The organism is Bordetella ansorpii, from assembly GCF_900078315.1.
GTDB lineage: Bacteria > Pseudomonadota > Gammaproteobacteria > Burkholderiales > Burkholderiaceae_B > Bordetella > Bordetella ansorpii.
Genome location: NZ_FKBS01000013.1, coordinates 26,213 through 43,667, shown reverse-complemented (window position 1 = coordinate 43,667; position 17,455 = coordinate 26,213). Strand labels below are relative to the sequence as shown.

16 protein-coding genes are annotated in these 17,455 nt (G+C 67.8%); 2 read left to right on the top strand and 14 right to left on the bottom strand.

Annotated elements, in window-relative coordinates; genetic code table 11:
- Positions 1–163: 163 nt before the first annotated feature.
- The 7 genes from A7W11_RS06465 to A7W11_RS06435 form a co-directional block, all read right to left on the bottom strand.
- The gene (locus A7W11_RS06465) at positions 164–1,105 is read right to left on the bottom strand and encodes a FecR family protein (protein ID WP_066410198.1); all 942 of its coding nucleotides are present in this window, start codon (positions 1,103–1,105) and stop codon (positions 164–166) included.
- A complete protein-coding gene (locus tag A7W11_RS06460; RefSeq protein WP_066410197.1) occupies positions 1,102–1,695 on the bottom strand; it encodes an RNA polymerase sigma factor in 594 nt (197 codons plus the stop codon). Before A7W11_RS06460 ends, A7W11_RS06465 begins: the two co-directional genes overlap by 4 nt.
- Positions 1,692–2,366, bottom strand: a complete 675-nt coding sequence (locus tag A7W11_RS06455; protein WP_156523015.1) for an STN domain-containing protein — start codon at positions 2,364–2,366, stop codon at positions 1,692–1,694. Before A7W11_RS06455 ends, A7W11_RS06460 begins: the two co-directional genes overlap by 4 nt.
- A gap of 201 nt (positions 2,367–2,567) precedes the next feature.
- Positions 2,568–3,584, bottom strand: a complete 1,017-nt coding sequence (ltaE, locus tag A7W11_RS06450; protein WP_066410195.1) for a low-specificity L-threonine aldolase — start codon at positions 3,582–3,584, stop codon at positions 2,568–2,570.
- 88 nt (positions 3,585–3,672) lie between these two features.
- A complete protein-coding gene (locus A7W11_RS06445) occupies positions 3,673–4,578 on the bottom strand; it encodes a DMT family transporter (RefSeq protein ID WP_156523014.1) in 906 nt (301 codons plus the stop codon).
- A 105-nt stretch (positions 4,579–4,683) separates the two neighbouring features.
- The gene (gene acs, locus A7W11_RS06440) at positions 4,684–6,663 is read right to left on the bottom strand and encodes an acetate--CoA ligase (protein ID WP_066410194.1); all 1,980 of its coding nucleotides are present in this window, start codon (positions 6,661–6,663) and stop codon (positions 4,684–4,686) included.
- A 233-nt stretch (positions 6,664–6,896) separates the two neighbouring features.
- Complete coding sequence (locus tag A7W11_RS06435; protein ID WP_066410193.1) at positions 6,897–7,952, bottom strand: serine hydrolase domain-containing protein; 1,056 nt, start codon at positions 7,950–7,952, stop codon at positions 6,897–6,899.
- 27 nt (positions 7,953–7,979) lie between these two features.
- Between A7W11_RS06435 and A7W11_RS27900 the strand changes: the two genes are divergently transcribed.
- Positions 7,980–8,150, top strand: coding sequence for a hypothetical protein (locus A7W11_RS27900; RefSeq protein ID WP_156523013.1), 171 nt, complete (start codon positions 7,980–7,982; stop codon positions 8,148–8,150).
- Positions 8,151–8,162: 12 nt separating this feature from the next.
- Here the strand turns inward: A7W11_RS27900 and A7W11_RS06430 are convergent, their stop codons facing one another.
- The 3 genes from A7W11_RS06430 to A7W11_RS06420 are packed head-to-tail and all read right to left on the bottom strand — an operon-like array spanning position 8,163 to position 11,862.
- Positions 8,163–9,533 (bottom strand): MFS transporter, encoded by a 1,371-nt coding sequence (locus A7W11_RS06430; RefSeq protein WP_066410192.1) that lies wholly within the window; start codon positions 9,531–9,533, stop codon positions 8,163–8,165.
- A complete protein-coding gene (locus A7W11_RS06425; protein ID WP_066410191.1) occupies positions 9,530–9,937 on the bottom strand; it encodes a GlcG/HbpS family heme-binding protein in 408 nt (135 codons plus the stop codon). The genes A7W11_RS06430 and A7W11_RS06425 overlap by 4 nt, the downstream gene beginning before the upstream one ends.
- Positions 9,934–11,862, bottom strand: a complete 1,929-nt coding sequence (locus tag A7W11_RS06420) for a propionate--CoA ligase (protein ID WP_268874727.1) — start codon at positions 11,860–11,862, stop codon at positions 9,934–9,936. The genes A7W11_RS06425 and A7W11_RS06420 overlap by 4 nt, the downstream gene beginning before the upstream one ends.
- Before the next feature lie 304 nt (positions 11,863–12,166).
- Here A7W11_RS06420 and A7W11_RS06415 point away from each other — a divergent pair, with 304 nt between their 5' ends.
- A complete protein-coding gene (locus A7W11_RS06415; protein ID WP_412778708.1) occupies positions 12,167–12,799 on the top strand; it encodes a C40 family peptidase in 633 nt (210 codons plus the stop codon).
- A gap of 183 nt (positions 12,800–12,982) precedes the next feature.
- On the opposite strand, the gene A7W11_RS06410 is transcribed toward A7W11_RS06415, so the two are convergent.
- The 4 genes from A7W11_RS06410 to A7W11_RS06395 form a co-directional block, all read right to left on the bottom strand.
- Complete coding sequence (locus A7W11_RS06410; RefSeq protein WP_066410402.1) at positions 12,983–13,315, bottom strand: DUF2325 domain-containing protein; 333 nt, start codon at positions 13,313–13,315, stop codon at positions 12,983–12,985.
- Between the two features lie 220 nt (positions 13,316–13,535).
- On the bottom strand, positions 13,536–14,483 hold the full coding sequence (locus tag A7W11_RS06405) for a CysB family HTH-type transcriptional regulator (protein ID WP_066410188.1): 948 nt from the start codon (positions 14,481–14,483) through the stop codon (positions 13,536–13,538).
- Between the two features lie 105 nt (positions 14,484–14,588).
- Complete coding sequence (locus A7W11_RS06400) at positions 14,589–16,082, bottom strand: CoA-acylating methylmalonate-semialdehyde dehydrogenase (protein ID WP_066410187.1); 1,494 nt, start codon at positions 16,080–16,082, stop codon at positions 14,589–14,591.
- Positions 16,083–16,170: 88 nt separating this feature from the next.
- The gene (locus tag A7W11_RS06395; RefSeq protein ID WP_066410186.1) at positions 16,171–17,394 is read right to left on the bottom strand and encodes an ABC transporter substrate-binding protein; all 1,224 of its coding nucleotides are present in this window, start codon (positions 17,392–17,394) and stop codon (positions 16,171–16,173) included.
- Between the last annotated feature and the right edge of the window lie 61 nt (positions 17,395–17,455).

The window sequence follows — 17,455 nt, the reverse complement described above, 5'->3', positions numbered from 1 at the left end:
GAACTCGACGTTCTGGCAACGCTCCGGAGAACCGGTTTCTCGTGAATTTTTTATGACAAACGTACCTGGCGCCGGACCGAGCGGCTGCGGACCTGACGCCGCGAGGCGCCCGCACAGTCATGGAAAATGAGGACGGATCGGACAATCGCCGATCCATCGCCGCCTACCCCAGCAGAACCAGTTCGCCCATGCGCCGCACGGGGACACCATAGACCTCGTGCAGCACATCGATGGCCTCGTCCAGCGCATTGATGTTGAAGCTCGCCGTGAAGCGCCGGCCCGCCAGGCTGCTGTCGGCCAGCACCACCCGGCCAGGCCGGTAGCGGTTGATCTCGTCGACCGCTTCGGACAGCGGCATGCCGTCGAACACCACGCGGCCCTGCCGCCAGGCGGACTGGCCCCCGGCGGCCGCGGCCGGCGCACTGGCGCGGTCGCGGTTGAACACGGTCTGCTCGCCCGCCCGCAGCGGCACGCTGTGTTCCCCATGGTGCAGTTCGGCATGCCCGCGCAGGCACACCACGCGCACGCGCGCATGGGACAGGCACCGGATCTCGATGTCGGCGTCGGCCAGCGTCAGGCGTCCCGCGCCCGCCACGACCTCGCACCGCGCGTCCTTGGCCGAGATCGCGGCTTCTCCCGAGATCAGGGCGATGCGCGCGATGCCGTCGGCCTCGCTGACGTCGACGCTGGTCTGGGTATTGAGCGCCAGGTCGAGTTGCCGGCCCAGCCGCACGGTGCGCTGCTCGCCGGTGCGCGTGCGATAGTCCGCGCCCCATTCCTGCAGCGAGGGCCAGAGTCCCAGCGGCGGATGAATGGCGCCGACCACCGCCAGCGCCCCCGCGGCGGACAATCCCGCGCCCAGGAACATGCGCCGGCCGCGGCGCACCGGCGTCGCGGCGCTGGCGGGATGAACCGCGCGAAAGACCTGTGCCGTCTCGCCCACGGTCTTCCAGTCTTTGACGGCCTGCGACCACGCCTGCGCATGCGCCGGGCTGCCGTCGCGCCAGCGCTTGAAGGCCGCCACGTCCTCGGTGGTGGGACGGCCCGTCCTGAGCTTGAGCGCCCAATCGTGCGCCTGGCGGCGCAAGGCGGCATCGCGGGTCATGCCGTCCCTCCCGCATCGATCTTCTGCAGCGCGGCCACGCATGCCTTGTGCGCCTGCCGGATCTCGCGCCGCACCATGCCGGGCGAAATGCCCCAGCGCTGGGCCAGCGTCTCGGTATCGACCTCGCCCACGCGATACGACAGCAGCAGCTCGCGCTGCCGCGCCGGCAAGGTTTCAAGCGCCGCGAAGGCATGCTGCATGCGCTGGCGGTCCATCAGTTCCTGGTCGGGCCCCGGGGCCTCGTCGGCCGCGGTCTCGAACAGGGCGTCGACCTCTTCCTCGCTGGCGAAGCGCACGTCGCCGCGCAACCGGTCGATGACCGAGTTGACCGCGGCATTGACGAGGTAGGTGCGCGGATACTGCACGTGTTCGAGGCTTTCCATCGAGGCCAGCCGCACGTAGGCATCGTGCAGCGCATCGCCCGCCGATTCGGCGGCGGAGCCGCCCAGGCGGTGCGCGATCTGCGCCTTCAGCGCCTCGTAGCGTTCGACCAGCAGTTTCTGCAGGCGGCCCTGCCCGGAACCGGCCGCGGCCAGACCCTCGTGCTGGACGCCGGAATGGTCGCCCTTGAAGCGGTTCGGACGCGTCATGGCCGCGCCACCGGGCTGCCGCAGACGTTGCTGGCCGGGCGGATCATCATCAGGATGGGCTGCGCCATGTCGGGCGGCGGCGGCGCCAGGTCGAGCCCGGAGATCGCCGCGCGCACGGAAGGCTCCAGGGCCGGCCGGGACTCGATGCTCACGCGCAGCGACTCGGCCCGGCGCGCCTCGCCGACCGCCAGGCGCAGCACGATGCGCGGCATCTCGTCGCGCAAGGCCGGCATGCCGCACAGGGACACCGCGATGCGCTGCCGCAGGTAGCTGTCGTAGGCCTGCGGCGTCGGCGCGGCGCTGCCGCTCGGACTGCTGGCGGGTGCGCCCCCCCGCGCGCCCGAGCCGGCTTGCGGCGCGACGGACACGGCTTCGGGCGACAGCACGCGGGCCGACAGGCCGGACTGGCTCAGCAACCGCGCCAGGGCTTCGTCGGGCGGATACACACCCTGTACCGGCGAGGAATGCCGGCCCGATACCCAGCGGGTCTCGTACAGCAGCGAACGACGGGTGAGTTCGCCGTAGCGCGCGAGCGCCATGGCCAACGGCATGCTGGGCAGATCGAAAAGCATCGGCCCCACGACCGGGCCGTCATCGTCCGCCAGGGTGGACGGACGGGGCGCCGGGTCCTGTTCGAGGGCCGGCTGCGCCGACAGCTCGCCGGCGCTCATGCTCAAAACCGCGATCAACATGGCTAGGACACGCACGACTTCGAGAGAGCACCCCGGGGTCAGGCGCATCGAAGGAGGTCAAGGAAGGCTCGCATCCTACGCATGCATCATGAACCGGAGGTTACCGAATTGTTACCTGCTTGCCGGTGGCTTCACGCCTCCCTCGAGCGATGCAAACGGGCGGACCCGGGCGACGGTCGCCTACCGCCGGCCGGCATGCTCGCGCACCGCGCCCACCACGTGATCCACGTCCGCCGCCGTCATGTCCAGGTGCGTGACCAGCCGCGTGGGGCCGTCGTAGATCGCCCGCATCATGATGCCCTGCCGGGCCATGGCTTCGGTCAGCCCCTCGCACTTCACCGGATCGAATTCCGCGAACACCATATTGGTGTTCTGCGCGGCGATGCGCACGCCGTCGATGTCCGCCAGGCCACGCGCCAGGCGTTCGGCATTGGCATGGTCTTCGGCCAGCCGTTCGACATTGTGCTCCAGCGCATACAGGCAGGCCGCGGCCAGGACGCCCGACTGACGCATGCCGCCGCCCAGCACCTTGCGCCAGCGGCGCGCCTGGTCCAGCAGCGCCTTGCTGCCCACCAGCACCGAGCCCACCGGCGCGCCCAGGCCCTTGGAGAAGCAGATCGACACCGAGTCGAAAGGGTCGCAGATGGTTTGCACCGGCACGCCGCTGGCCACGGCCGCGTTGAAGGCGCGCGCGCCGTCCAGATGCACGCCCAGCCCGATGCCGCGCGCCCAGTCGGTCGCCTGCTTGATGTAGTCGGCGGGGATGACCTTGCCTTGGAAAGTGTTCTCCAGCGCCAGCAGGCGGGTGCGCGCAAAGTGGGGATCGTCCGCCGGCTTGACGGCGGCCTTCAGCTTTTCCAGCGGCAGCGAGCCGTCGGCGGCGTGTTCGATCGGCTGCGGCTGGATGCTGGCCAGCACCGCGGCGCCGCCGCCTTCGTACTTGTACGTGTGGGCCAGTTGGCCCACCAGGTACTCGTCGCCGCGGCCGCAATGCGCCATCAGGCCGGCCAGGTTGCTTTGCGTGCCGGACGGGAAGAACAGGCCGGCCTCCTTGCCGGCGCGCTCGGCCACCGCGGCCTGCAGGCGGTGCACGGTGGGATCGTCGCCCATCACGTCGTCGCCGACGGCGGCCTGCCCCATGGCCTGCAGCATGGCGGGAGAAGGACGGGTGACGGTATCGCTACGCAAATCGATCATGCTGGCTCCAGGATTGCTAGATGAAGAAGCCGGCGCACCGCGCCGGCAAGAATCGAATGGGAAACGGGTCGGCGCAAGGCCTGGCGAGTCATCGGACGACTGTATCACCGCTCTCGGACGGCCTGCGGGCGGCACGGCTGACGACCCACAGGCCGGACAGGATCAGCGCCATGGCGATGCCCTCGTCGACCGACGGCTGCTCGCCCAGGAAGACCCACGCCATCAGCACGGCCATCACAGGTACGCCCAGGCCGGACAGGCCCGCGATGGACGCCGGCACGCGCCGGATCACCAGCATCCACATCAGGTAACCGAGCGCCGTGGCGATCAGCACCACGTACAGCATGCCGACGATCAGCGTGGCGTTCCATTGCAGGGCCTTCTGCGGCACCAGCAAGGCGGCAGGCAGCAGCGCCAGCCCGCCCAGCAACATCTGCCAGGCGGAAAACACCAGCACGTCGGGGGAATGCCTGTCGAAGGTGCGCTTGGCCAGCACCGTGCCCAATGCCCAGAAAAAGCCCGCGGCCGTGCCCAGGCCGATCGGCAGCAGCCCGGCGTCCAGGCCCTTCCAGGGCGCCACGAACCACAGCAGGCCGAGCGCAGCCAGCGCGATGCCCGCCCAATGCCGCATCGAGGGCTTGTCGCCCAGCAGCCACCAGCCCAGCAGCACCACCCAGAACGGCATGGTGTACGTGGTCAGCGCCACCTGCCCCACGCCGCCCTGCCCCAGCCCCAGTTGCACGAAGCCCTGGAAAGCGGCGTTCTGCGTGATGCCCACCAGCAGCGTCAGGCGCCACGGCACGCCCAGCGGGCGGCGCAGCGCCAGGGCCGCGGCGAACAGCACGGCAGATCCGCCCAGATAACGCGCCGCCGCGAAGTCGAAAGGCCCGATATAGGGAACCACCGATTTCATCGCGATCCAGCTGCCCGCCCACACCAGGATGGTGACGAGCATCAGGATCAGGCCGCTGCGGCCGGCACTGCTGGGGTTCACTGCAGGACTCCGGAAGAGGAAAAAGCAAGGGCCGGCATGAAGGCCGGCCCGCGGTCATCGGCCGCCGCCCGGTTCCTGTGGCAGGGACCCGGGCGGCATGGCCGGTCAGAGGGGCTTGGACAGTTGTTCGAGAATGGCGGGATTCTCGAGCGTGGACACGTCTTGCGTGACTTCCTCGCCCTTGGCCACCACGCGCAGCAGGCGGCGCATGATCTTGCCCGAGCGCGTCTTGGGCAGGTTGTCGCCGAAGCGGATGTCCTTGGGTTTGGCGATGGGGCCGATCTCGCGAGCGACCCAGTCGCGCAACTGCCTGGCGATGGCTTGCGCCTCGTCGCCCTCGGGACGCGAACGCTTGAGCACCACGAAGGCCACCACGGCCTCGCCGGTGGTGTCGTCCGGACGGCCCACCACGGCGGCCTCGGCCACCAGCTCGTGCGCCACCAGGGTCGATTCGATTTCCATCGTGCCCAGGCGATGGCCCGAGACGTTCAGCACGTCGTCGATGCGGCCCATGATCCAGAAATAGCCGTCGGCATCGCGTTGCGCGCCGTCGCCCGCCAGGTAGTAGCCACGCAGCTCGGGCGGGAAGTAGCTTTTCTTGAAGCGCTCGGGGTCGCCCCAGATGTTGCGGATCATGGAGGGCCACGGCCGCTTGATCACCAGGAAACCGCCGTTGCCCTGTTCGACGTCGCCGCCGGTCTCGTCGACGATGGCCGCGGTGATGCCCGGCAGCGGCAGCGTGCACGAGCCCGGCTTCAATGGCGTGGCGCCCGGCAGCGGCGTGATCATGTGGCCGCCCGTCTCGGTCTGCCACCAGGTGTCCACGATGGGGCAGCGCTCGCGGCCCACGTTCTTGTGATACCAGATCCAGGCCTCGGGGTTGATGGGCTCGCCCACCGTGCCGATGATGCGCAGCGAATCGAGCGCGTAGTTCTGCGGATGGGTGGCGGGCGCGGCGTCGGCGGCCTTGATGAGCGACCGGATGGCGGTGGGCGCGGTGTAGAACACCGTGACCTTGTGGCGCGCGATCATGTCCCAGAAGCGGCCCGCGTCGGGATAGGTGGGCACGCCTTCGAACATGACCTGCGTCAGGCCGGCGGCCAGCGGACCGTAGGCGATGTACGAGTGGCCAGTGATCCAGCCCACGTCGGCCGTGCACCAGTAGACGTCGTCGGGGCGCGCGTCGAAGGTCCATTTCACCGTGAGCAGCGACCACAGCAGGAAGCCCGCCGAGGCGTGCTGCACGCCCTTGGGCTTGCCGGTGGAGCCCGAGGTGTACAGGATGAACAGCGGATGCTCGGCGTCGACCACCACCGGTTCGCAGGTATCGGGCTGCCTGGACTCGATCTCGTCCATCCACAGGTCGCGGCCTTCGTTCCAGGCCACCTGGCCGCCGGTGCGGCGGTACACGATGACCTGCTTCACGGCATCGCAGCCGCCCATGGCCAGCGCCTCGTCCACGGCGGGCTTGAGCGGGATCTTCTTGCCGCCGCGCATCTGCTCGTCGGCGGTGATGACCAGCGAGGCGCCGACGTCGACGATGCGTTCCTGCAGGCTCTTGGCCGAGAATCCGCCGAACACCACCGAGTGCGTGACGCCCAGCCGCACGCAGGCCTGCATGGCCACCACCGCCTCGACCGACATGGGCATGTAGACGATGGCGCGGTCGCCCTTCTCGTAGCCCAGTTCCTTCAGCGCGTTGGCGAAGCGGCACACGCGCGCCAGCAGTTGGCGGTAGGTGACGCGGTCGATCTTGCCGTCGTCGGATTCGAAGATGATGGCGACCTTGTCGCCGTTGCCGCGCTCGATCTGGACGTCGAGGCAGTTCTCCGAGACGTTGAGCTCGCCGTCGCCGAACCAGCGGTAGAACGGCGCCTTGGATTCATCCAGCACTTCGGTGAACGGCTTGGCCCACTTCAGGTTCTCGCGCGCCAGGCGGGCCCAGAATCCTTCGAAGTCCTGCTCGGCCTCCTGGCAGAGCTTGTGGTAGGCATCCATGCCGGAAATGGCTGCGCCTTCGACGGCCGAGGCCGGCGGGGGGAACACCCGGTTCTCGACCAGGACGGATTGAATGGCATTGGACATGGTTGGTCTCCGATCAGTGTGATTCTGGTGCTGCCGTTTTTATTGCCCGCCAGGCCGAAGAACCGGCCTGTGGGCACGCTCTCTCTTACGACACGCAACCGTATCGCCAGGCTCTTACGGGCACCTTACGCACGCGAACGTGCGCCGGGGCGCCTCGGCCTGGGGCCATCTCGTAAGGATAGCAGCCACACGCAGCGGCCGCGCGGCCGCTGCATCCGGAGATCCGGCAAATCCTAGTCCGCGTCCACCGCCGCCTGGATGCGGCCGAACAGCGCGTCGGCATGCGCCGAGTTCAGCCAGCGCACGATCACCACCATGCGCCGCTCGGGCTCGACCCAGGTGAACGAGCTTCCGGCGCCCACGCCGAAGAAACTCGAGGCCGGCACGCTGGGGAACACCTTGCCCTGGTGATTCAGCCAGATCAGGAAACCGTAGTAAGGCGCCAGCTCGCAAGGCGTGCGCATCGCCCGGATCCATTCGGCCGACAGCACCTGCCGGCCGTCGCGCGCGCGCCCCTCGTCCAGCAGCATCTGGCCGATCAGGGCCTGGTCGACGCTGCTGATCGACATGCCGCCGCCCCAGTGCGAACCGCCCGGCACCGACTGCATGCGGCGGCCGTCCAGCTCGATCCAGGCGTTGTCGTAGCCGACCCAGTTCCAATCCTCGCTGGCGCCCAGCGGCCGCGTGACGGCTTCGCGGAACACCTCGGGCAGCGGCCGGCGGAACAGGTGCAGCAGCGCATACGACAACTGGTTGATGCGCACGTCGTTGTATTCCCAGTAGGTGCCCGGGCGCTGCAGCGGCCGCGCATCGCCCTTCTTGCCATCGGGCGGCGTGCCGAAGGTGACGGCGCGATAGCGGTCCGCCTGGTCGGACACGCCGAAGCGTTCGCCTTCCCATTCGCTGGTCTGCTGCAACAGCTGGCGCCAGGTGATCTCGGCGTTCTGGCCCTCGTCGAAGCCGATGCCGGGCACGCGCCGTCCCACGGGTTCGTCCACGTCGGGCAACAGGCCGCTGTCGTGCGCCACGCCGGCCAGGATGGCCAGGTACAGCTTGGCCACGCTGAAGGTCAGGTCGGCGCGATCCGGTTCGCCCCAGGACGCCACGGTCTTGCCATCCACCACCACCACGCCCGACACGGGGCCGCGGTCGTGCACCGGTCCCAGCAGGCGGTTCCAGGGCGGAGGATCCTGCTGATGCACGCCCCATACGCCGTCGACGCTGCGGTCCCAGGTGCTCTCGTGGGCATTGGCGAAGTCTATGGCTTGCTGCATCAGCGTGTCGTTCATGGCGGGCTCCTATGCTGGCCGCGGTTCGTGAGTGAAAGGTTCAATACAGCGCGACGGGCGCCGCACTCGTATCCCGGCTGTTCGCAGCATGCGCCCAACGAGCACCTGCCGCCCGAACTGTTGCGCGAGGCCTTGCGGTTGATGACCGGGCTGTACTGGGACATGGGCGCGGGCGGCGCGCCTCGCCAGGCAGCCTAGGGCCTGCCGATCCTAAGGCTGGCCCACGATCCCGGACGCGGGAACGGCGGCATCGCGCCTGGCGATGCCGCGCGCCAGGTCCACGCGCGCCAGCAGCAGCAGGCCGGCCACGAAGAACACCCCGGTGATCAGGATGGCCAGCCGGTGATTGCCCTGCGTCAGCCACGTCACCAGGCCGTAGGTCAGCGGCCCGATCACCGCGGCCAGCTGGATGGCGAAGGTCCAGAGCCCGAAGAACTCGGCCAGGCGCTGCGGCGGCGCCAGCGCGCCGATCATGGCGCGGCCCGCGCTCTGGCTGGTGCCCATGCACAGGCCGGCCAGCATCGCCGAGGCCCAGAACACGGGCGCGGTGACGGCGGCGTAGGCCGTCAGCACCATCACGATCCAGCCCGCCAGCGTGATGGCCAGCGCGCGCTTGTGGCCGATGCGGTCCTGCACGTAGCCGAAGCTGAACGCGCCCACCGCCGCGGCGATGTTCACGGTGAACACCAGCATCATGGTCTGCGCCATGCCGAAGCCCATGACCTGCTCGGCATACACGGCAGCCAGCGTGACGACCACGGCAATGCCGGCCTGATAACTGGCGCCGCATATCAGCAGCCGGCGGAATTCGGGATAGTGCTGCCCGGTATCGCGCCATGCGCGGCCCAGGCGCGCCAGCATGTCCAGCACGCCGGCCTGGCCCAGCGCGGGCGCATGCGGCTGCGAACGCTCGCGCAACAGGAAGAACGACGGCAGCGCCGCCAGGGCGAACATCAGGGCCGTGACCCCGACCACCCAGGGCACGAACTGCGCGGCGCCCATGCCCCGCGACTCGCCCCAGGTGACCACGGCCAGCGACAGGCCCAGCGTGAGCATGCCGCCGCAGTAGCCGAAGCTCCAGCCCCAGCCGGACACCCGGCCCAGCGCATGCGGGCGCGCCAGTTCCGGCAGGAACGCGGCGATGATGGATTCGCCGATGCAGTAGCAGTAATTGGAGACCGCGATCGCGGCCAGCGCCAGCCAGACGCTGCCGGGGCCGGCCTGTGTCAGCACCAGCGTGGCCGCCACGCAGCCCAGGGTGCTGGTGTAGAGCAGCCTGCGCTTGGCGGCGCGCGCATCGGCGCGTGCCCCCAGCGTCGGCATGGTCAGCATGATGGCCAGGTAGGACAGCGACAGGGCTGCCGTCCAGGCCAGCGTGGCCCAATGTGCCCGGCCAGCCACCACGCTGACGAAATACGTGCTGAACACCGTCGTGAGAATGACGGTGGTGTACCCGGAATTGGCGAAGTCGTACATCGCCCAGGCCCAGAGTTCCCGGCGCGTGACGCCGGGATTCAAGGCCCCCTGGCCCGGCGCCCCGGAGGCGCCGGCCGAGGCTTCCGGGGGCAGGCCCTGTGTCACAGGCCCAGCGCCGCGATGCCCGCGCGGGCGATCTCGGCGTCTTCGGTCGACTTCACGCCCGACACGCCCACCGCGCCGATCACCTGGCCTTCCGCCACGATGACCACGCCGCCTTCCAGCATGCCATCCAACTGCGGAGCGGACAGGAACGCGGTGCGGCCCTTGTTGATGATGTCCTCGTAGCCGGCGGAATCGCGGCGGCCCAGCGCGGCGGTGCGCGCCTTGGCGGGAGCGATGTACGACGATACCGGCGCCACGCCGTCCAGGCGCAGCATGCCCAACTGATGACCGCCATCGTCGGCCACGGCGATGGTCACCGCCCACTTGTTGGCCAACGCATGGGCTTCGGCCGCCGCCAGGATTTTCTTCACGTCTTCCGCGGTCAGCACGGGTTTGCTCTTCATTGCAAGGCTTCCTTGATCTGTTGCAGGGCTGAGGGATCTTCGATGGTGGTGAGGTCGCCCGGGTCGCGGTTCTCGCACACGGCGACGATCGCCCGGCGCAGCACCTTGCCCGAGCGCGTCTTGGGCAGCGCGCCGACAAAGCGGATGCGCGCGGGCCGCGCCACCGCGCCGAGCTGCTCTTCCACGACCCGCATGATATCGCCTTCCAGCGCGTGCGCCGCGTCGGCGCCCTGCACATCGTCGGGACGCTTGAGCACCACGAAGGCCATGGCCGCCTGCCCCTTCAGTTCGTCGGCCACCCCGACCACCGCGCATTCGGCCACGCCGGCATGGCTGTTGATGGATTCCTCGATCTCGCGCGTGCCCAGGCGGTGCCCGGCCACGTTGATGACGTCGTCGGTACGGCCCAGGATGTACCAGTAGCCGTCGTCGTCCACCCGCCCCCAGTCAAAGGTGGAATACACCTGGCGGCCCGGGACGGACGTGAAATAGGTCTGCACGAAACGCTCGTCGTCGCCCCAGATGGTGGTCATGGCGCCCGGCGGCAGCGGCGGCTCGATGGCCACCACGCCCTTCTCGCCCGCCTCCAGGTCTTCGCCCGTGGCTTCGTCGACGATGCGCACGTCGAAGCCATAAGTGGGAAACGAGGGGCTGCCGAAACGCGTGGGCACGCGCTCCACGCCCGGCTGGGCCGACAGGATGGGCCAGCCCGACTCGGTCTGCCAGTAGTTGTCGATGATGGGCTTGCCCAGGCCATCGGACACCCAGCGCGCCGTCGGTTCGTCCAGCGGTTCGCCGGCCAGGTACACGGCACGCAGCGAGGACAGGTCGTGACGGCGCAGCAGCGCCGGATCCTGGCGCTTCAATACGCGCACCGCCGTGGGCGCCGAGAACAGCGTATTCACGCCGAACTGCTCGACCAGCTTCCACAGGATGGCGCCGTCGGGGCGCACCGGCGTGCCTTCGTACAGCACCGTGGCCTGCCCGCCGATCAGCGGGCCGTAGACGATATAGGAATGCCCCACCACCCAGCCGATGTCGCTGGTGCAGAAGAAGGTGTCGCCGGGCTTGCCGTCGAACAGGTACTCCATGGAGGCCGCCAGCGCCACGGCATAACCGCCGGTATCGCGCTGCACGCCCTTGGGGCGGCCGGTCGTGCCCGAGGTATACAGCACATAGCTGGGCTCGGACGACTCCACCCATTGCACCGGCACCTGCGCGCCTTCGTGGCGGCGGCGCAGTTCGGCATAGTCCAGGTCGCGGCCCGCCTGCGGTTCGAAGGGCACCAGGCCCCGGTCCAGCACGATGACGGCCGACGGCGGCGTCCTGCACAGGCCCAGAGCCTTGTCGACCAGCGGCTTGTACGGCACGACCTTGCCCGCGCGCGAACCGCCGTCGGCGCACACCAGCACCTTGGGCGCCGCGTCGTCGATGCGCTGCGCCAGGTTGACCGACGCGAAGCCGCCGAACACCACCGAATGCACGGCGCCGATACGGGCGCACGCCAGCATGGCGAACACGGCCTCGGGCACCATCGGCATGTAGATCAGGACGCGATCGCCGCGGCCCACGCCCTGTTCGCGCAACATGGCGGCCACCGCGTTGACCTCGGCGTGCAACTGGGCGCGCGTATAGACCCGTTGCTGATCGACCTCGGTGGAGACCCAGGCCAGCGCGGTGTGGTCGGCATACTGCGGCAGCCAGCGGTCGACGGCGTTGTAACAGAGGTTGGTGCGCCCCCCGACGTACCAGCGCGCGAACGGCAGGCGGCTGTCGTCCAGCACCTGGGAGAACGGCGTTTCCCAGTGGATGCGCTGAGCCTCCTCGCGCCAGAATCCATCCCGGTCATGAATGGACCGATAGTGGAAATCCCGAGTTCTTTCCATGTATGTCTCCTGATATATTTCGGTAGCCTTTTGCAGCACGGTTTCACCCGTCCAGTTGCTCTTTTTGGTCTTATCGTGGCACGCCCGGCTTTCATGAAGCTTGCCACGGCGCCCTCAGTCTCCCCGAGGATCGCGCCAAGATCAACCCGCATTTCCCGTAGAACCGTGCAAGATGTCTGCGTGCCACACACAGACTGTCACAATCGGTTTGGTAGAATCGCTGAATTGTTTGTTACCCTTCGGTGGCCGTCGCGGCCCCCGACCAGCGCAGCTTTTTTCCCCGAGAACAATGCCTCGAACCAGGCCCCGCTCCTCGCTCTCCGTGTCCCACTCCCGCCGCGTCATGCAGTGGGCCCGGATGCTCGGCGCAATGGGATGCGTGGCGGTGATGGCAGGTTGCGCAAACAGCCCCAGCAACGGTCCCCGCGCCGACGCCTACCTCTACGAAGACAGCAATGAGGGCGGCATCGACCGCTACGATGGCGACTGGACGGCATCCAATGATCCCATCGGCGATCTGGTCTCGCAGAAGCTGGGCCGCAAGTCCGAAGCCCACCGTGCGCTGTCCCGCACCGAAGACAATCCTCTGGTCGGCGAGGCCCTCACCCAACTGGGCGTGCGCTATCGCTTCGGCGGCAGCTCGCCCGACACCGGCTTCGATTGCAGTGGCCTGGTCCAATACTCGGCCGAGCGCTCGCTGGGCCTGAAGCTGCCCCGCAACGCCGCCGAAATCGCCGGCCGGGGCACCTCGATCGCGCGCAGCGAACTGCGTCCCGGCGACCTGGTGTTCTTCAACACCATGGGCCGTCGTTTTTCGCATGTCGGCATCTATATGGGCGACGACCGCTTCGTGCACTCGCCCAGCGCTGGCGGCCGGGTACGCATCGAAGACATGAAAATGGCTTACTGGAACAAGCGCTACAACGGCGCCCGCCGCATCTCCAGCACCAACGTGGCGTCTGCCCGGGCCGACTGAGTCCGCTTCCTGGCAAGGCATACCGATCGGGCTCGCCTCTGCGGGCCCGATGCCATTTGGCGCTCCTCATTACGCCAACCCAGGCCACAATGCACGAAGCGGCCGGACGCATCGCGTCTCGGCCGCTTCGTTGTCTCGCATCACAACCGCGGCGCAACCCGCGGTGGTCTTACCGGACGGGGTTCAGCGCGCGTTGGGGCACTGCGCCGCGTTGGCGCACAAGCCGCATTGCTGCAGCGCCTGCTGCATGCTGCATACCGAACGGCGACAAGCCACCACGCGGATGCCCGCGCGCTGCGCGGCGTGCCGGAAGGTCTTCATGACGTTGTGACCCAGGAAATCCGTCAGCAGGATCACCAACTGCGTGCCCGAGGGCAGTTGCAGCGTCTTCTTTTGATGCGAGGGATCACGGCCGCTGATGTGGTGCGTGATCGAGATGTTGTGACCCTTCAGAAGGTCAGGAATATTGCCGAGCCTGTCGGCGCCCACTACCACTGCACTCAGCCCTGCCGCCACTGCCACCATGATGGTTTCCTTCGATGTGTTTGAGACTGGTGTTAATGATAATGATTCCTATTGTTTAGTCAAATCAAATGAGATCGGTTCTTATTTAATTTTTTAATGCCCCCGTGAATCCGATAGCCGCGCACCTCGGAACATCTGAAAAAAAACGCCGCGTGAAGCGGCGTTTGGGTCGTATCTGCCTCGAAACAGAGGCGGTTGGGCAAGACGTGCGCTATTCGGCCCGCGCGCCCTGCACCGCCTCGGTCACGGCCTGGCGCGAGAGCGCGGGCGCCAGCATCTCCAGGAAGGTGTAGACGTAGTCGCGCAGGAACACGCCCGACTTCAGGCCGACGCGCGTGGTGTGCGTGCCGAACAGATGCCCCACCGGCAGCCCCACCAGGTTGCCGTCGCGCCGCGGATCGTAGGCCACGCCGGCGATGATGCCGATGCCCAGGCCCACGTCCACGTAGGTCTTGATCACATCGGCGTCGATGGCTTCGAGCACGATGTCGGGATGGATGCCCTGGCTGGCGAACACCTCGTCGATGGTCGAACGGCCGGTGAACGCCCGGTCATAGGTGACGATGGGAAACTCGGCCAGTTGGGCCAGCGTCAGCCGGCGCGCCTCGCTGGAGGTCAGCTCGGACAGCGGATGATCTGGCCGCACCACCACCGTGTGTTCCCAGGCGTACACGGGCAAGGTGGCCAGGCCGGGCGTCAGCGCCAGCGATTCGGTGGCCAGCGCCAGATCCGCCTGCTCGTGCAGCACCATCTCGGCCAGTTGCGCCGGACTGCCTTCGGCCAGCGACAGGTGCACCTTGGGGAATTGCTTGCGAAAGGCCGGGATGACGCGCGGCAGCAGGTAGCGCGCCTGGGTATGGGTACATGCGATGACCAGTCCGCCTTCGTCGCGGCGGGCGAACTCGTCGCTGACCTTCTTCAGGTTGTCGACCTCGCGCATGATGCGGTCGATGACCTGCGAGACCGCCAGGCCGGGCTTGGTCAGTCCCTTGATGCGCTTGCCGTGGCGCTCGAAGATCTTCACGCCGAGTTCGTCCTCGAACTCGATGATGGCCTTGGACACCCCTGGCTGAGAGGTGTAGAGCATCCGGGCAGCTTCGGTCAGATTGAAGTCGCGCCGGATGGTCTCTCGCACGAAGCGGAATTGCTGCAGGTTCATGAAATCGGCCCCTCTTGGGAAGGATCCGATTATAAGTAATATAGAATTATCTCTAAATAACTTATTTATATATACTTACATGCGTCCCCACCGGGCCTGAGCCGCTCAGCGCATCGAGATGGTGGTGTTCACCGTCCGCCCATGCGCCGACCAGCGTGCGGTCACCGTCTTGGTCTGCGTCCAGAACTGCACGGCCTGCTTGCCGTTGGGGCCCAGGTCGCCCAGCTTCGACCCCCGTGACCCGGTGAAGCTGAACCAGGCCACCGGCACCGGGATGGGAATATTGATCCCCACCTGGCCCACGTCGATGTTGTTCTGGAAGTAGCGCGCCGCGCCCCCGTCCTGCGTGAACAGCGCCACGCCGTTGCCGTTGGGATTGCGGTTGATGAACGCGACGGCCTCTTCCAGGGTGTCCACGCCCACCACGCACAACACCGGCCCGAAGATTTCCTCGGTGTAGACCTTCATGCTCTCGGTCACGTCGCCAAACACCGTCGGCCCGACGAAATTGCCCTGCTCGAAACCGGACACTTTCACATCGCGACCGTCCAGCAGCAGCTTCGCACCCTCGTCCACGCCCTGCTGGATCAGGCCCTCGACGCGCTTGCGCGCATTGGCCGACACCAGCGGCCCCAGATCCGCCTGGCGGTCCGTACCGGCGTTCACCTTCAGTTGCTTCGCGCGCTCGACGAACTCGGGCAGCCAGTTGCGGGCCTCGCCCACCAGCACCGCCACCGACGCCGCCATGCAGCGCTGGCCCGCCGCGCCGAAGGCGGCGCCCAGCAACTGGTTCAACGCCACTTCGGGATCGGCGTCGGGCAGCACCACGCAGTGGTTCTTGGCGCCCATCATCGACTGGCAACGCTTGCCGGCCGCCGAGGCGCGGTTGTAGATCTCGGTGCCCACGCGGGTCGAGCCGATGAACGACACCGCCTTGATATCCGGATGCTCGCACAGGCCGTTGGCCATATCCGGACCGCCGTGCACGACATTCAGCACGCCCGGCGGCAGGCCGGCCTCCAGCGCCAGTTGCGCCAGGAACAGCGTGGCGCTCGGATCCTGCTCGGACGGCTTCAACACGAAGGTGTTGCCGCACGCCACGGCCAGCGGAAACATGAAGCACGGCAGCATCACCGGAAAGTTGAACGCGGTGATGCCCGCGCACACGCCCAGCGGCTGGATCAGCGTATACACGTCGATGCCCGAGGCCGCGTTCTCGGCGTACTCGCCCAGTTGCAGGCTGGCGATCGAGCACGCATGCTCCACCACTTCCAGGCCGCGTCCGACTTCGCCTTCGGCATCGGGCAGGGTCTTGCCGTGCTCGCGCGTGATCATCTCGGCCAGCTTGCCGGTGTTGTCGCGCAGCAGTTGCTGCAGCTTCAGCATCACCCGCATGCGCGTGCCCTGGCCGCTGTTGCGCCAGCTCTGGTAGGCCTCCTTGGCATTGGCCACGGCGCGGTCCAGTTCCTCGCCAGTCGCCATGGGCACCCGCGCCACCACCTCCTGCGTGGCGGGGTTGATCACATCGCGCCACTGCGTGGTCTTGGACTGCACCAGTTCACCGCCGATCAACAGCGGCAGGTTCGGGACTTCGGCCATATCGTTGCTCCTCGCACTGCTTGGGTTGTCATGCGCGGCGCGCGCCGCGCGGGATTCGATTGCGGAAAGCCGCCATGCGCGGCGCGGCCTATTTGCCCGCCGTGACCAGCGGGCAGGTCGACTCGGACAGGGGCTGGAAGGCCTCGGCGGCCGGAATGGTGGCCACCAGCTTGGAGTAGTCCCAGCCGCCTTTGGACTGGCCCGGCGTCTTCACTTCGTACAGGTACATGTCGTGGATCACGCGGCCGTCGGGCCGGATGGCGGCATTGCGCATGATGGGATCGCGGATCGGCAGCTCGCGCATCTTGTCCGCCACCGTCTTGCCGTCCGTGCTGTTGGACGCCGCCACGGCGCGCAGGTAATGCAGCACGCTGGAATACACGCCCGCCTGCGTCATGGTCGGCTTGGTGCCGCGAAAGGCCTTTTCGAAACGCGCCGACCACTGCCGCGACGCGTCGTCGTAGTCCCAGTAGAACCCGTCCACGTAGGACAGCCCCTGCGCGTTATCCAGCCCCAGCGCGCGCAGGTCGGACAGGAAGATCAGCAGCGACACCAGCCGCTGCCCGCCCGCCACGATGCCGAACTCGCGCGCCTGCTTCACGGCGTTCACCGTGTCCTGGCCGCCATTGGCCAGCGCCACCACCTGCGCCTTCGAACTCTGCGCCTGCAGCAGGTAGGACGCGAAATCGGGCGCGTTCAGGGGATGGCGCACACTGCCTGTCACCGACCCGCCCAGCGCCTTCACCGCCTTGGCCGTGTCGGCCTCCAGCGAGTGGCCGAAGGCATAGTCGACGGTGATGAAGTACCAGGACTTGCCGCCCGCCCGCACCGTGGCCTTGGCGCCGCCCGCCGATTGCGAATAGGTGTCGAACATCCAGTGAAAGCCGACCGGCGAGCAATCCTTGTTGGTCAGCGCCGTGGTGGCCGGCCCCGAGAACATCACCACCTTGTTCTTCTCGCGCGCGATGCCCTGCACAGCCAGCGCCACGGCGGAATTGGTCAGATCGGCGATCGCGGTGACGCCGTCCCGGTCGAACCACTCGCGCGCCCGCGCCGCCCCGACGTCGGCCTTGTTCTGGTTGTCGGCGGACACCAGCTCGATGCGCATGCCCTTGCATTCGGCGGCCAGGCAATCGTCGATGGCGAGTTGCGCCGCGGCCACCGATCCGGCCCCTCCCATTGCGGCATAGGTGCCGGACATGTCGGTCAGGACGCCGATCTTCACGGGCGGACGATCCGCCGCGCCCGCCTGGGCCGCGGCCAGCGCGCCCAGGAACAAGCCTGCGGCCAGGCCGCGTGCGTGCATCTTCATTCGTGTCTCCTCGGTATTGTTGTAGTGGGTCCCGCAGGCGGTCCCTGATGCAGTGTATGTG

What these genes read in the sequence shown, in the direction of transcription:
- A7W11_RS06415 (WP_412778708.1), top strand. Translation starts at nt 12,167, where the DNA reads ATGCAGTGGGCCCGGATGCTCGGCGCAATGGGATGCGTGGCGGTGATG.
- A7W11_RS06425 (WP_066410191.1), bottom strand. Translation starts at nt 9,937, where the DNA reads ATGAAGAGCAAACCCGTGCTGACCGCGGAAGACGTGAAGAAAATCCTG.
- A7W11_RS06460 (WP_066410197.1), bottom strand. Translation starts at nt 1,695, where the DNA reads ATGACGCGTCCGAACCGCTTCAAGGGCGACCATTCCGGCGTCCAGCAC.
- A7W11_RS06395 (WP_066410186.1), bottom strand. Translation starts at nt 17,394, where the DNA reads ATGAAGATGCACGCACGCGGCCTGGCCGCAGGCTTGTTCCTGGGCGCG.
- ltaE (WP_066410195.1), bottom strand. Translation starts at nt 3,584, where the DNA reads ATGATCGATTTGCGTAGCGATACCGTCACCCGTCCTTCTCCCGCCATG.
- A7W11_RS06405 (WP_066410188.1), bottom strand. Translation starts at nt 14,483, where the DNA reads ATGAACCTGCAGCAATTCCGCTTCGTGCGAGAGACCATCCGGCGCGAC.
- acs (WP_066410194.1), bottom strand. Translation starts at nt 6,663, where the DNA reads ATGTCCAATGCCATTCAATCCGTCCTGGTCGAGAACCGGGTGTTCCCC.
- A7W11_RS06465 (WP_066410198.1), bottom strand. Translation starts at nt 1,105, where the DNA reads ATGACCCGCGATGCCGCCTTGCGCCGCCAGGCGCACGATTGGGCGCTC.
- A7W11_RS06435 (WP_066410193.1), bottom strand. Translation starts at nt 7,952, where the DNA reads ATGAACGACACGCTGATGCAGCAAGCCATAGACTTCGCCAATGCCCAC.
- A7W11_RS06455 (WP_156523015.1), bottom strand. Translation starts at nt 2,366, where the DNA reads ATGAGCGCCGGCGAGCTGTCGGCGCAGCCGGCCCTCGAACAGGACCCG.
- A7W11_RS06400 (WP_066410187.1), bottom strand. Translation starts at nt 16,082, where the DNA reads ATGGCCGAAGTCCCGAACCTGCCGCTGTTGATCGGCGGTGAACTGGTG.